Source organism: [Clostridium] aminophilum, assembly GCF_900101295.1.
Lineage (GTDB): Bacteria > Bacillota > Clostridia > Lachnospirales > Lachnospiraceae > Clostridium_R > Clostridium_R aminophilum_A.
This window is the reverse complement of record NZ_FOIL01000070.1, coordinates 1-12,311: the sequence shown is the minus strand read 5'-3', so window position 1 is coordinate 12,311 and position 12,311 is coordinate 1. Positions and strand designations below refer to the sequence as shown.

General features: G+C 51.1%; 14 protein-coding genes and 1 riboswitch. All 14 genes read left to right on the top strand.

The features are described 5' to 3' along the window. Nucleotides 1–445 precede the first annotated feature (445 nt). The 14 genes from BMW41_RS12865 (at nucleotide 446) to rplA (ending at nucleotide 12,099) form a co-directional block, all read left to right on the top strand. Nucleotides 446–1,027, top strand: a complete 582-nt coding sequence (locus BMW41_RS12865) for a DUF3793 family protein (protein ID WP_083378989.1) — start codon at nucleotides 446–448, stop codon at nucleotides 1,025–1,027. 129 nt (nucleotides 1,028–1,156) lie between these two features. After that, a complete protein-coding gene (locus tag BMW41_RS12860; protein WP_074650522.1) occupies nucleotides 1,157–1,579 on the top strand; it encodes a flavodoxin in 423 nt (140 codons plus the stop codon). A gap of 181 nt (nucleotides 1,580–1,760) precedes the next feature. Further along, nucleotides 1,761–1,863, top strand: a riboswitch (purine riboswitch). A 203-nt stretch (nucleotides 1,864–2,066) separates the two neighbouring features. Next, nucleotides 2,067–3,338 carry a BMP family ABC transporter substrate-binding protein gene (locus tag BMW41_RS12855; RefSeq protein WP_074650521.1) on the top strand — a complete coding sequence of 424 codons (1,272 nt, stop codon included), beginning with the start codon at nucleotides 2,067–2,069 and terminating at the stop codon, nucleotides 3,336–3,338. A 337-nt stretch (nucleotides 3,339–3,675) separates the two neighbouring features. Beyond that, on the top strand, nucleotides 3,676–5,187 hold the full coding sequence (locus BMW41_RS12850) for an ABC transporter ATP-binding protein (protein ID WP_074650525.1): 1,512 nt from the start codon (nucleotides 3,676–3,678) through the stop codon (nucleotides 5,185–5,187). Further along, entirely contained in the window at nucleotides 5,180–6,295 is a 1,116-nt protein-coding gene (locus BMW41_RS12845; protein ID WP_074650519.1) for an ABC transporter permease, read from the top strand. The genes BMW41_RS12850 and BMW41_RS12845 overlap by 8 nt, the downstream gene beginning before the upstream one ends. 5 nt (nucleotides 6,296–6,300) lie before the next feature. After that, nucleotides 6,301–7,293, top strand: coding sequence for an ABC transporter permease (locus BMW41_RS12840; RefSeq protein ID WP_074650517.1), 993 nt, complete (start codon nucleotides 6,301–6,303; stop codon nucleotides 7,291–7,293). Between the two features lie 405 nt (nucleotides 7,294–7,698). Beyond that, entirely contained in the window at nucleotides 7,699–8,154 is a 456-nt protein-coding gene (locus BMW41_RS12835) for a hypothetical protein (RefSeq protein WP_074650516.1), read from the top strand. Between the two features lie 75 nt (nucleotides 8,155–8,229). Then, nucleotides 8,230–8,847, top strand: coding sequence for a hypothetical protein (locus BMW41_RS12830; protein ID WP_074650514.1), 618 nt, complete (start codon nucleotides 8,230–8,232; stop codon nucleotides 8,845–8,847). A gap of 165 nt (nucleotides 8,848–9,012) precedes the next feature. Then, nucleotides 9,013–9,531: a CYTH domain-containing protein gene (locus tag BMW41_RS12825; protein WP_074650524.1), complete on the top strand. Its 519-nt coding sequence runs from the start codon at nucleotides 9,013–9,015 to the stop codon at nucleotides 9,529–9,531. A gap of 315 nt (nucleotides 9,532–9,846) precedes the next feature. Continuing rightward, on the top strand, nucleotides 9,847–10,011 hold the full coding sequence (rpmG, locus tag BMW41_RS12820) for a 50S ribosomal protein L33 (protein ID WP_278245597.1): 165 nt from the start codon (nucleotides 9,847–9,849) through the stop codon (nucleotides 10,009–10,011). A gap of 51 nt (nucleotides 10,012–10,062) precedes the next feature. Continuing rightward, nucleotides 10,063–10,266 (top strand): preprotein translocase subunit SecE, encoded by a 204-nt coding sequence (gene secE, locus BMW41_RS12815; protein WP_031472487.1) that lies wholly within the window; start codon nucleotides 10,063–10,065, stop codon nucleotides 10,264–10,266. A 13-nt stretch (nucleotides 10,267–10,279) separates the two neighbouring features. Next, nucleotides 10,280–10,846, top strand: coding sequence for a transcription termination/antitermination protein NusG (nusG, locus tag BMW41_RS12810; protein WP_081844175.1), 567 nt, complete (start codon nucleotides 10,280–10,282; stop codon nucleotides 10,844–10,846). A gap of 19 nt (nucleotides 10,847–10,865) precedes the next feature. Further along, the gene (rplK, locus tag BMW41_RS12805; RefSeq protein WP_074650512.1) at nucleotides 10,866–11,291 is read left to right on the top strand and encodes a 50S ribosomal protein L11; all 426 of its coding nucleotides are present in this window, start codon (nucleotides 10,866–10,868) and stop codon (nucleotides 11,289–11,291) included. A 112-nt stretch (nucleotides 11,292–11,403) separates the two neighbouring features. Further along, nucleotides 11,404–12,099: a 50S ribosomal protein L1 gene (gene rplA / locus BMW41_RS12800; RefSeq protein ID WP_074650511.1), complete on the top strand. Its 696-nt coding sequence runs from the start codon at nucleotides 11,404–11,406 to the stop codon at nucleotides 12,097–12,099. The last annotated feature ends 212 nt before the right edge of the window (nucleotides 12,100–12,311 follow it).

Here is a 12,311-nt window from a genome sequence, read left to right as displayed (position 1 = left end):
TCGCTAAGTGAATTTCCATGGCACGCACTAAGCTCGAAAAGACCAGCCGCAGCACGCTATTTCACTAAGCGGCAAAGCCGCTAAGTGAAATATGTGTCGCTAAGAGCTTCGCCAAGGAAGCTGTCACCTTACGGTGACCAGCGGCGGCGCACAAAGTCCGCGGGGTTCCCCTCAGGAATGAGGGGATGCGGAAGCCGAAGTCCGCTTGCGGACCTTGTTCTTTCATGGCTTGGAAGTATAAGCCTCGGCAGCCTTTCCCGCTGCAGCAATACGACTTTACAATAATTAGTTATTGACAACTAACCTCTGTACGTGTAAACTACTGTTAGTTTAGAATAACCACAGTAAGCAACTCATAACACATGCGCGTTTTGCGCATCATTTTTTAAAACCATTGGTTAGTTAAAACTAAGAAAACGATCAAATCATCGCACAGAAAGATCGGATGGGGGAGAGCATGGACAGTATTTTTGAAAAACTTCTGGTGGAGCATTGCGCGCCCGCACTCTGCGGACTGAAAGCTGCCAATCTGTTCCGGGTGAACGGAATGGATGGTTTGACGGTGTGCAGAATCATCGAGTGCTGGAACAGAAAACTGAATCCCTGCGGTATTTCCATGCAGATTGTGAAACAATGCGGAACGGATTCGTTTCTGGTTTATGTGTGGCGCAGAAAATGGCTTTCTCATCTGCTGAGCGGAGCAAAGACAAGGGAATTTCTTCAGACACAGGGGTATCGTGTCGACTGCGATGTGAATGAGATGATAAGACAACTGACCATCCGGCTGGTAAGATCCGAAAACTTTCCTCATGAGATTGGCGTTTTCCTTGGTTATCCCCTGACCGATGTGCTCGGGTTTATCCGCAACAGAGGAAAGAACTACACCTGTGCCGGTTACTGGAAATCGTACTCCGGCAATGCAGAGCGAGCAAAAAAAGGATTTGAAGCCTATATGAACTGCTTCCGAACCTGCATGGATGCATACAAACACGGTGTTGGCGTGATGCAGATGGTGTCGGCCGCATAAACGGAGACGTGTCGGAAGATCCGACGTCGCAGAAAAAGTAATCTGAAAGGATTGTCCGATACCGTACCAAATGTGACGGTATTTCAGACATATAAGAAGTAACGTAAAGGCAACAGGAGGTAGACAAAAATGAGTAAAGTTGCGGTAGTGTACTGGAGTGGAACAGGTAATACAGAGGCTATGGCTGCGTATGTAGCGCAGGGCGCGAAGAATGCCGGCGCTTCCGTATCACAGTTTACAGCAGGTGAGTTTTCGGCAAGCAAGCTCGGTGAATTCGACGGTATTGCTTTCGGATGCCCGTCCATGGGGGATGAGGTTCTGGAAGAGACCGAGTTCCAGCCGATGTGGGATGAAGTAAAAGGAAGACTTGCCGGCAAGAAGGTCGGACTCTTCGGCTCCTGGGGCTGGGGCGGAGGAATTTGGATGGATAACTGGAAGGCGGAGTGCGACAGCCTTGGCATTGCTCTTTCCGCTGCACCGGTGATCTGCAATGCGGCTCCGGATGCGGAAGCCGGCGCAGAGTGCGAGGCCCTTGGTCAGGCGGTTGCGTAACATCCGGTTCAGGAGAAACGATCTGTCGTAGAAAATCCTATCCTTGATTTAGACATCCGGCGTCGTCAGATGCCGGATGTTTTGTGTAAATTACGGAGATTATTCTTCTAAAAAAAGTGCAAATTATGGAAAATGGGTCTGCGAAAGGAAAATCATATTGACAAAATGGCGCTTTTCTTTTAACGTGTACATGTGCAACGACGATATATGTCCGGTAATTTGGGTCCGGACGTCTCTACCATGGCACCGTAAGGCCATGACTATCGGTCGTCAGAAATAAGCACCGGTGGTTTGGACCGTCGTGCTTTTTGTTTGTCGGCTGACACTCATCGGAGTGTACAGTCGATTTTTTTGTTTGCCGTATTTTTCTAAAAATTTGTCAGACATACACTCCGGTTGATTCCGAAATGGATGGAGAGGAAAACAAAGCGAGGCCGAGATCGGGTTGCACAGAAAAAACATTCTATCTTCAAAAAGGGAGGACATCATGAAGAAGAAAGTTGCAGCTTTACTGGCAATGGCAATGATCACAGCAGCACTCGGAGCATGCGGAGGCAGCTCTGCACAGACAACAACCGCAGCGGCATCCGCAGCAGCCGGTTCTACCGCAGCAGCGGCAGAGTCCAATGCAGAGACAAAGGCTGAGGCGAAGAGCGACGTTAAGGTAGGTTTCATCTGCCTTCACGACGAGAACTCCACCTATGACCTCAACTTCATCAATGCAGCAAAAGCAGCATGTGAGAAGCTTGGCGTAGCGTATGAGATCAAGACAAACATTCCGGAAGGCCAGGAGTGCTATAACGCAGCGGCAGAGCTTGCAGACAGCGGCTGCAGCATCGTCTTTGCAGATTCCTTCGGACATGAGGATTATATGATCGAGGCGGCAAAGGAATTCCCGGAGGTTCAGTTCTGCCACGCAACCGGAACAAAGGCTCACACCGAAAATCTGGACAACTATCACAATGCATTCGCTTCCATTTACGAGGGTCGTTATCTTGCCGGCGTTGCTGCAGGCAAGAAGCTTGAGCAGATGATCGCGGACGGAAAGATCACGGAGGATCAGGCAAAGATCGGTTACGTCGGCGCATTCACCTACGCTGAGGTTATCTCCGGCTACACATCCTTCTTCCTCGGCGCGCGTTCCGTTGTTCCGAGCGCAACCATGGATGTCACCTTTACCGGTTCCTGGTATGATGAGACGGCAGAGAAAGAGGGCGCAACCAAGCTGATCAATGACGGCTGCGTTCTGATCTCCCAGCACGCGGATTCCATGGGTGCTCCGACAGCCTGCGAGAACGCCGGTGTTCCGGATGTCTCCTACAACGGAAGCACAGAGGAAGCATGCCCGAACACATACATCGTATCTTCCAGAATCAACTGGACTCCGTACTACGAGCACGCGATCAAGGCAGTTATGGAGGGTTCCAAGATTGAGGCAGACTGGACCGGAACTCTGAAGACCGACTCGGTTGTTCTCACCGATCTGAACAAGAACGTCGCTGCAGACGGAACACAGGAGGCGCTTGACGAGGCAGCCAAGAAGCTGGAGTCCGGCGAAATTCACGTATTTGACACCAGCAAGTTCACCGTTGACGGCAAGCAGCTTGACAGTTATATGGCCGATGTAGATACCGATCCGGAGTTCAAGGGTGACACAGAAGTTATTGCCGACGGTTACTTCCACGAGTCCGAGTACCGCAGTGCTCCGTATTTTGATCTGAAGATCGACGGAATCAAGCTTCTTGATACAGCACAGTAATTGCGGCATCAAAACCTGAGAGTTTTCGGAAGGGGCTGTTTTCAGCCCCTTCCTTCTCTTGTTTCCGGATATAAGGTTCCGGGTGACCGGCGTGTTTGGTTGCTTTTGTGATCCCGGGAATAAAAACTGAGATGAGGGATGATGGGAGAGGAAGCGGACTTGTCCGCTTTGTTCCGTTTTATATCGGGGTTCTATGCGGAATATCATCTGCAGTTTTGGACAATGTGCCCGATGGGAAGAGCCACGGAGGCATTGTCCAGACCTGCAGGAACAGAAAATACAGCAGGCATGAAATAGGAGGAAAACAGACGTGGAGAACAGAAAACCATCTGTTTCGATGAGGGGCATTTCCAAGACATTCGGTACGATCCATGCGAATACCAATGTTGATCTGGACATCTATCCGGGCGAGATTCTCGCACTGCTCGGTGAGAACGGAAGCGGAAAGACAACACTGATGAATATGCTGTCCGGTATTTATTATCCGGATGAAGGTCAGATTTTTATTAACGGAAAAGAGGTGGCGATCGGATCGCCGAAGGACGCGTTTTCCTACGGAATCGGAATGATTCACCAGCATTTTAAACTGGTGGATGTACTGACGGCGGCGGAAAACATTGTGCTCGGATTAAATGAGCCGGGACGTCTCGATCTTGAGGCGGCATCCAAAAAGATCAAGGCGATCTGCGATGCGTACGGTTTCGATGTGGATCCGAAGCAGAAGATTTACAATATGTCCGTTTCCCAGAAACAGACGGTTGAGATCGTAAAAGTGCTTTACCGCGGGGCCAACATCCTGATTCTCGATGAGCCGACGGCGGTACTGACTCCACAGGAGACGGATAAGCTCTTCTCGGTTCTCCGGAACATGAGAGCGGACGGAAAGACCATCGTCATCATCACCCATAAGATGCATGAGGTGGAAGCCCTGAGCGATCGCGTGGCGGTTCTCCGGCACGGCGAATACATTGGCGATATGCCGACCAAAGACACCAATGCGCAGGAAATGACAAATATGATGGTTGGTCATACCGTTGCGCTGAACATTGAGCGCCCGGAACCGGTCAATCCGGAAAACCGGATTCTGATCCAGAATCTCACGGTAAAATCCTCAGACGGCGTCACCAAAGTGGACAATGTCTCCTTTGAGATCCGCTCCGGCGAGATCCTCGGCATTGCGGGAATTTCGGGCAGCGGCCAGAAGGAACTTTTGGAGTCCATCGCCGGACTGCAGAAAGTGGAGAAAGGCCACATTACCTATATTAATGAAGACGGGGAGAGAGCCGAGCTGATCGGCAAGGATCCGCTGGACATCGCATCCATGGGTATTGCTCTTTCCTTCGTTCCGGAGGACCGTCTCGGCATGGGACTGGTCGGCAATATGGATTTGCCCGACAACATGATGCTCCGGTCCTACCGAAATGGCCGCGGCTTCTTTACAGACCGCAAGACTCCGAGAAAACTGGCCCAGAGAGTTGTGGAAAAACTGGAAGTCAAGGCCCCGGGCCTTTCGGTTCCGGTACGCCGTCTGTCCGGCGGAAACGTACAGAAGATTCTGGTCGGCCGTGAGATCGCTTCGGCGCCGAAGGTTCTTCTGACGGCATATGCGGTCCGCGGACTGGATATCAATTCTTCCCATATGATTTACGGCCTGCTCAATGAGCAGAAGCAGAAAGGTGTGGCGGTGGTTTACGTCGGCGAAGATCTGGACGTGCTTCTGGAGCTCTGCGATCGGATTGTCGTTCTCTGCGACGGAAAACTCAGCGGAATCGTTGACGGAAGAAAGACCGACAAACATGAGGTCGGCATGATGATGACGAAACTCGGAGGAGAGAAACAGAATGGATAACAGGAAAAAAAGCCCCCTGATCTATATCACAAAAAAAGGATTGCTTCCCAAGCGGGTGGAGTGGGGAATCCGCATCGTTGCCATTATCGCGGCAATGCTGGTGAGTGCGCTGGTGACCACTCTTCTGACCGGTGACAATCCGGTATCGGTATACGCAACCATGATCAAAGGTGCTTTCGGCTCAAACCGAAAGGTGTGGATTCTACTTCAGGAGACCGCCATGCTTCTCTGCGTCGCTCTGGCGCTCACACCGGCGTTCCGCATGAAATTCTGGAACCTCGGCGGCGAGGGACAGGTTCTGATGGGCGGACTTGCGGCGGCAAGCTGCATGATTCTGTTCGGAGAGCGCGTTCCGAATTCGGTTCTCATTCTTCTCATGATCGTGACCAGTATTGCGGCAGGCGCAATCTGGGCTGCCATTCCGGCTTTTTGCAAGGCGAAATGGGGCACCAATGAGACGCTGTTCACGCTGATGATGAACTACGTTGCCACACAGATCGTTGCGTTCTACGTCATTATCTGGGAAGTGCCGAAAGGTTCCGGAAAAATCGGTATCATCAATCAGAACAGCATGGCCGGATGGTTTCCGCAGATCGGCGACGCCAAATATCTGCTGAACATTATTCTGGTGGCGATTCTGACGGTGATCATGCAGATCTACATGAAATACTCCAAGCACGGTTATGAGATTTCGGTCGTCGGAGGAAGTGAGGCGACGGCGCGCTACATCGGAATCAATGTCGGAAGAACCATCATCCGCACCCTGCTTTTGTCCGGCGCGATCTGCGGTTTCTGCGGACTTCTGCTGGTCGGATCCACAAACCACACGATTACGACAACCATTGCCGGCGGAAGAGGATTCACCGCGGTTCTGGTGGCATGGCTTGCGAAATTCAGCCCGGCGGGAATGGTGCTCAGCTCCCTTCTTTTGGTGTTCATGTCCAGAGGCGCGGCGGAAATCGCTACCGTTTTCGGCCTGAATCAGTCATTCGGTGATATTCTGACCGGAATCATCCTGTTCTTTATCATCGGAAGCGAATTCTTTATCAATTACCGGATTCATTTCCGCAAATCAGAGAAGTCGGCAGACGCCGGTAAGGAGGCATAAGGAAAATGTTCGATTTGGTAAGCTTTATCCCGCGTGCGGTTGCGCAGAGCATTCCGCTTCTGTACGGAAGTACCGGGGAGACCATCACGGAGAAATCCGGAAATCTGAACCTCGGAATTCCGGGTGTCATGTATGTCGGCGGCATCTGCGGCGTGATCGGCGCATTCCTGTATGAGCAGTCCTGTGCAGGAGCTCCGCTCAATTCGGCTCTCGCAATCCTGATCCCGATGGCCTCCTGCCTGATGGGTTCATTTCTTATGGGCCTTCTCTACTGCTTTCTGACGGTAACGCTCCGGGCGAATCAGAATGTAACCGGTCTTGCCATGACCACGTTTGGCGTCGGCTTCGGAAACTTTTTCGGCGGATCTCTGATCAAACTGACCGGATCCGAGGTTCCGTCGATCGCTCTGTCGGATACCTCTGCGGTGTTCGCAAGACACCTTCCGGCTGCGGATACCACCGGCTGGTTCGGACAGGTATTTCTTTCCTATGGTTTTCTGGCGTATCTCGCCATCGTGATCGCCCTGACTGCGTCCGCAATCATTGAACACACCCGTGTGGGTCTGTATCTCCGCGCGGTCGGTGAGAATCCGGCGACGGCGGATGCAGCAGGCATCAGCATCACAAAGTACAAGTATTTTGCCACCTGCATCGGCTGCATGATTGCAGGTCTCGGCGGACTGTACTACGTTATGGATTATGCGAGCGGCGTGTGGTCCAATGATGCCTTCGGCGACCGCGGATGGCTGGCGATCGCGCTGGTTATCTTCACCATCTGGCGTCCGAATGTCGGCGTGCTGGCATCCATTCTGTTCGGTGGACTGTACATCCTGTATCTGTTCATTCCGACCGGAACAAATCTTGCATACAAGGAGCTTTATAAAATGCTCCCGTACGTCGTTACGATTGTCGTTCTCGTCATTACCTCCATGCGGAATAAGCGTGAGAATCAGCCGCCGGAGAGCCTCGGTCTTCCGTATTTCCGAGAGGATCGATAACCTTTTCCGAAAACGAAAAGCGAAAAATAAAAAAGCAGCTTTGCTGAGCCTGAATGCACATTGCCAGGTGCCGGGCCAGCTCCGCGAGCCTGCAGTGTGATAAAAACCGGACCGGAACCTGACAAACCTGTCAGTGTTCCGTGTCCGGTTTTTGTGTCACATTTACATATTTCTTACTCTTTAAGGGAAATGGTAATGATTTTGAAAGTGGACAGTAAAGACTTGCATCCCTAACGTGTGTTATTCTTTCGATGCATGCGGAACTTGTCATTAAAAGACAAATGACGCCGCTTCATACGGAAATATATAAAATCAACATGAAAAGGAAACGGCAGAAGCCGATCGGATCGATAAACCGGCGGACCGAAGCCGATAACGGTTTTATAAAAACAGGAAGGAGGAAAAATGCGGGAAAAGGGAAAAATCACGCGGGTCGATGTCCTGCTGTCCAGTGCGCTGGCGGCGGTGATCGTTCTGACGGCGGCTCTCCCATACCGGATGAATATTCCGGCTCTATCTCCCGGAAGCTGGAAGCTCAGTACGCTTTCCGTCATCCTTTCGTTCTTTCTGTTGGCGAATGTCTGCAGAATTTTTTTCATCCGCCGGAGAGCGGGGGCGTTTCTCCGGATTTTTCTGATCCTTCTGGGACTGCTGGCATTTCTCCGGATGTTTCAGGTGACCGCTTCGGTGCAGGCGAAAACCGTGACGAAACCGGTGACCGCATATGACTCCCGATCTCTGCCGATGGCGGCGGAAGGAAGCGAGCGGGACGAGAACACCCGAACCGGCTCCGAGGGAACCAAAGAAACACAGGCTGCGCACGGACCGTATTCTGTGACGTCACATACACAGGGGAAATAATTGTGATATCCCGTTCTGTCTGATACAATGTGCATGGAAATCGCATTTTGAGCAGACAGGACGGGATATTATTATATGAACGAACAAAATCAGAATCCGGCAGCGGAACCGGAACTCTCCGCACAGGCCAAAGAGGCAAAGGAGGAAATCCGCAGATCCATGGCGGAACACGGCGGGGTGCTCCGCGCATCCGCGGCGGACCTCATTTTCCGAAGAAAGATCCTTACCATTCCGAATCTGATCCGGATTCTTCTGGATATTTATCAGGAGACCGGCAGACTTCCGTTTAATGCGGAAGAGACGGAGGACTGGAAAGAAAAGATGATGGGTATGGTCCGCAAAGAGGCCGGAAACGATCCGCGGATTGCTCAGGTCATCGAGACAGCGGCAGCAATGACGGCGGTGGATCCGCTGACACTTCCGGATGATGCGGAAGTGATGAGCGCGGAAGAATGGGATCAGGCGATGAGAGAATCCCATCTCCGGCGGATGGTCACCTTTCTTCTCCTGTTCCGGGAGAGGGGGCTTGGAGCGGCGACGCTGCTCTCCACCGGGCTTTCTGCGATGAACCGCTGGATGGACGCCTTTTCCATGATGGATGACGACGATGTGCCGCCGATGGAGGTCGTTCTCATGCAGGAACTGATCGACGCCTGGGTTTCGGACAGTATGAAGAAAATTCATGTGGACTGATGCGCGTTGGGGAATCTGCGCGGGTACCCTGCCGGATGGCGTTTCATCCGAAAATGTATTGTCCTGCTGAAACTCGGCCCGGAATCCGGGGAATGAGCAGGCAGCGCCGGAAAATGTCACATATTATGTATGGAAGAGAGGTCGGACATGGGAAATCACAGTCACATGGAGATAGAACGGAAATGGATGGTCAGCGGTTGGCCGGAGCAGGATTTTCCGCTGATCAAGGAAGAAGAACAAAATCAGGGATATGTCACCACCGAACCGACGGTGCGGATCCGGGAGGAAAATGTTACCGTCAGCAATTCTCCGGAGATACCGGTGAGGGATGCCTTTATTCTCTGCTTTAAGTCCTCCGGCCGGTTGGCACGGAAAGAGATCGAGTTTGAGATCGAAAGGGAACATTTCGACAGAATCCGGGATCTGATCGGTCTTCCGCTGATTGCGAAGATCCGCAGGACATATCTTCTCCCGGACGGCCATCGTCTGGAAGTCAATCTTGTCGATCCGGGCATGAAGACCGAATTCATGTATGCCGAGGTAGAGTTTGAGAGCGTGGAAGAGGCGGAAAACTGGGAGCCGGAGTCGGTCGGCCTGGGGACATATCTGAGCGATGACGTCACGAAGAAACCGGGACAGTCCATGGGGGAGTACTGGGTTCAGACGAGACAGAACGGAAAATAACTGAAATGACACAGGAAAAGGTTCGGAAACCGGCGAAATTTAGGCATTTTAGCGAGAAGCTTTTTTGTTGACGAACCTATGTGTCTGTGCTATAGTTAGAAAGCTATGGAAGAACCAAAGTTTTTTTTTTGTGCGAAAAATCGGACAAACCGCGGCTCTGCCGCTCGATGCCCGTGATCCTGTAGCCGTTTTCTCCAACCCTTGGACGGCTGTCAATGAGGATCTTCTTCCCATCATAGTTTCGCAGTGACGACTGCTCCCACGATTGAGGAGAAGACCATAACGCCAAAAAAAAGAACGAGCTGAAAACACAAAATGGAGGTGGAAGTCGTGCGCACAAAGATTACTCTGGCATGCACCGAATGCAAGCAGCGCAACTACAATCTGACCAAGGATAAGAAGACTCATCCGGACAGAATGGAAACAAAGAAGTACTGCAAATTCTGCAAGAAGCACACAAATCACAAAGAGACGAGATAATCGGAACTTCGAAACAGAAGGACGATTGTTCGAACACTTTGGAGGTCGATGATGGGTGACACAGGAAATACCAGCAAACCAAAAAAGAAGAGTTACTGGGATGGCCTGAAAGCTGAGTTCAATAAGATCATCTGGCCGGACAGAGATACTGTGGTATCGGAGACAAGCTCCGTTGTTGCAGCATCAATCGCACTGGGACTTATCATCGCAGGACTCGATACGCTGATCGTATGGGCACTGCATTTTGCGATCTGAAAGGTAGAAGAATATGGCAGATGAAAATATGACTCCGGAAGGAAAATGGTACGTTGTACATACCTATTCCGGATATGAGAACAAGGTTAAGGCCGATATCGAGAAGACGAGAGTGAACCGTCATCTTGAGGATCAGATCCTTGATGTCTGGGAGCCAACCCAGTCCGTTATCGGGGATAAGGTTGACAAGAACGGAAAGCAGAAAGAGCTGTCCCGCAAGATTCTCCCAGGTTATGTACTCATTAAGATGGTAAGAGATGACAAATGGAATGACGTCTGGTATGTAGTACGTAACACCCGTGGAGTCACCGGTTTCGTAGGACCGGACAGCAAGCCGGTTGCACTGACCGAGGCGGAAGTTGCCAATATGATGAGAATGGAGAAACAGACTGAGTATGAATCTTCATTCCATAAGGGCGATGAAGTTGCGATCATCAACGGTTCCTGGAAAAATCAGGGAACAGGTATTGTTGAATCCGTCGACTCGGAAAAGAAGACTCTGACCATCAACGTTGAGCTCTTCAACCGTTCTACGCTGGTTGAGGTTGGTTTTGACGATGTGGAATTGAAGACAGACTAATTAGAGGAGGTCTCTAAAAATGGCAAAGAAAGTTACCGGATATATCAAATTACAGATCCCGGCTGGAAAGGCAACCCCGGCTCCGCCGGTTGGTCCGGCTCTCGGACAGCACGGTGTAAACATCGTACAGTTCACAAAGGAATTCAACGCAAAGACAGCTGATAAGGGCGACCTGATCATCCCGGTTGTTATCACTGTTTATGCAGACAGAAGCTTCAGCTTTATCACAAAGACTCCGCCGGCTGCTGTTCTGATCAAGAAGGCATGCAAGATCCAGAAGGCTTCCGGTGAGCCGAACAAGACAAAGGTTGCTGAGCTCTCTAAGGAAGATCTGAGAAAGATCGCAGAGACAAAGATGCCGGATCTGAACGCTGCTTCTATCGAGGCTGCTATGTCCATGATCGCTGGTACAGCAAGAAGCATGGGAGTTACTGTTGCCGAGTAATTACTGAATCTGAAATATTGGCATGCAGAGATGTCGCTAAGACAGGGCATTTCGAAGCGTTTCATATGAGTGGGAGGGCATTCCCGACATAACCACAGGAGGTTATTCAATAATGAAGACAGGAAAAAGATATAACGAGGCTGCTAAATTAGTAGACCGCTCTATCCAGTACGACCTTAACGATGCAATCGATATCGTCAAGAAGGCAGCTTCTGCAAAGTTTGACGAGACCGTAGAGCTTCACATCAGAACCGGCTGTGATTCCCGTCATGCGGATCAGCAGGTTCGTGGTGCGGTAGTTCTTCCGCACGGAACAGGTAAGAAGGTTCGTATCCTTGTATTTGCAAAGGGACCGCAGGCAGATGCAGCTCAGGCAGCCGGCGCAGATTACGTTGGCGCTGAGGAGCTCGTACCGAAGATCCAGAACGAGGGATGGCTTGATTTCGATGTAGTTGTAGCTACACCGAACATGATGGGCGTTGTAGGACGTCTTGGTAAGGTTCTCGGACCGAAGGGCCTTATGCCGTCTCCGAAGGCTGGCACCGTTACCATGGATGTAGAGAAGGCTGTAGCTGACATCAAAGCTGGTAAGGTTGAGTACAAGCTTGACAAGAGCAACATCTTCCACGTAACCGTAGGTAAGGCTTCCTTCACACAGGAGCAGCTCGCAGACAACTTCCAGGCACTGATCAATGCACTGCTGAGAGCTAAGCCGGCTACACTTAAGGGCGCTTACTTCAAGAGCATCACCCTGGCCTCTACCATGGGCCCGGGCGTTAAGCTCAACGTCAATAAGGTTGTAGGCTAATCGCTTAACGATCGAACAATGCTGCCGACGGGCAGCGTACATTGATAGCAAAGGCATATCCTTTCGGGGGTATGCCTTTTTTTCATAGAAAATTTCTCCGAAATTTCCTATGAAAAAAACGCTCCGCGAGGATGCGCACGCCGCTGTAAGGAAGCTGTCACCTAACGGTGACCAGCGGCGGCGCGCAAAGTCCGCTTGCGGACTTTGTTCCG

What these genes read in the sequence shown, in the direction of transcription:
- secE (WP_031472487.1), top strand. Translation starts at nt 10,063, where the DNA reads ATGGGTGACACAGGAAATACCAGCAAACCAAAAAAGAAGAGTTACTGG.
- BMW41_RS12850 (WP_074650525.1), top strand. Translation starts at nt 3,676, where the DNA reads ATGAGGGGCATTTCCAAGACATTCGGTACGATCCATGCGAATACCAAT.
- rplA (WP_074650511.1), top strand. Translation starts at nt 11,404, where the DNA reads ATGAAGACAGGAAAAAGATATAACGAGGCTGCTAAATTAGTAGACCGC.
- rplK (WP_074650512.1), top strand. Translation starts at nt 10,866, where the DNA reads ATGGCAAAGAAAGTTACCGGATATATCAAATTACAGATCCCGGCTGGA.
- rpmG (WP_278245597.1), top strand. Translation starts at nt 9,847, where the DNA reads ATGGAGGTGGAAGTCGTGCGCACAAAGATTACTCTGGCATGCACCGAA.
- BMW41_RS12830 (WP_074650514.1), top strand. Translation starts at nt 8,230, where the DNA reads ATGAACGAACAAAATCAGAATCCGGCAGCGGAACCGGAACTCTCCGCA.
- BMW41_RS12855 (WP_074650521.1), top strand. Translation starts at nt 2,067, where the DNA reads ATGAAGAAGAAAGTTGCAGCTTTACTGGCAATGGCAATGATCACAGCA.
- nusG (WP_081844175.1), top strand. Translation starts at nt 10,280, where the DNA reads ATGGCAGATGAAAATATGACTCCGGAAGGAAAATGGTACGTTGTACAT.
- BMW41_RS12865 (WP_083378989.1), top strand. Translation starts at nt 446, where the DNA reads ATGGGGGAGAGCATGGACAGTATTTTTGAAAAACTTCTGGTGGAGCAT.
- BMW41_RS12835 (WP_074650516.1), top strand. Translation starts at nt 7,699, where the DNA reads ATGCGGGAAAAGGGAAAAATCACGCGGGTCGATGTCCTGCTGTCCAGT.
- BMW41_RS12860 (WP_074650522.1), top strand. Translation starts at nt 1,157, where the DNA reads ATGAGTAAAGTTGCGGTAGTGTACTGGAGTGGAACAGGTAATACAGAG.
- BMW41_RS12825 (WP_074650524.1), top strand. Translation starts at nt 9,013, where the DNA reads ATGGAGATAGAACGGAAATGGATGGTCAGCGGTTGGCCGGAGCAGGAT.
- BMW41_RS12845 (WP_074650519.1), top strand. Translation starts at nt 5,180, where the DNA reads ATGGATAACAGGAAAAAAAGCCCCCTGATCTATATCACAAAAAAAGGA.
- BMW41_RS12840 (WP_074650517.1), top strand. Translation starts at nt 6,301, where the DNA reads ATGTTCGATTTGGTAAGCTTTATCCCGCGTGCGGTTGCGCAGAGCATT.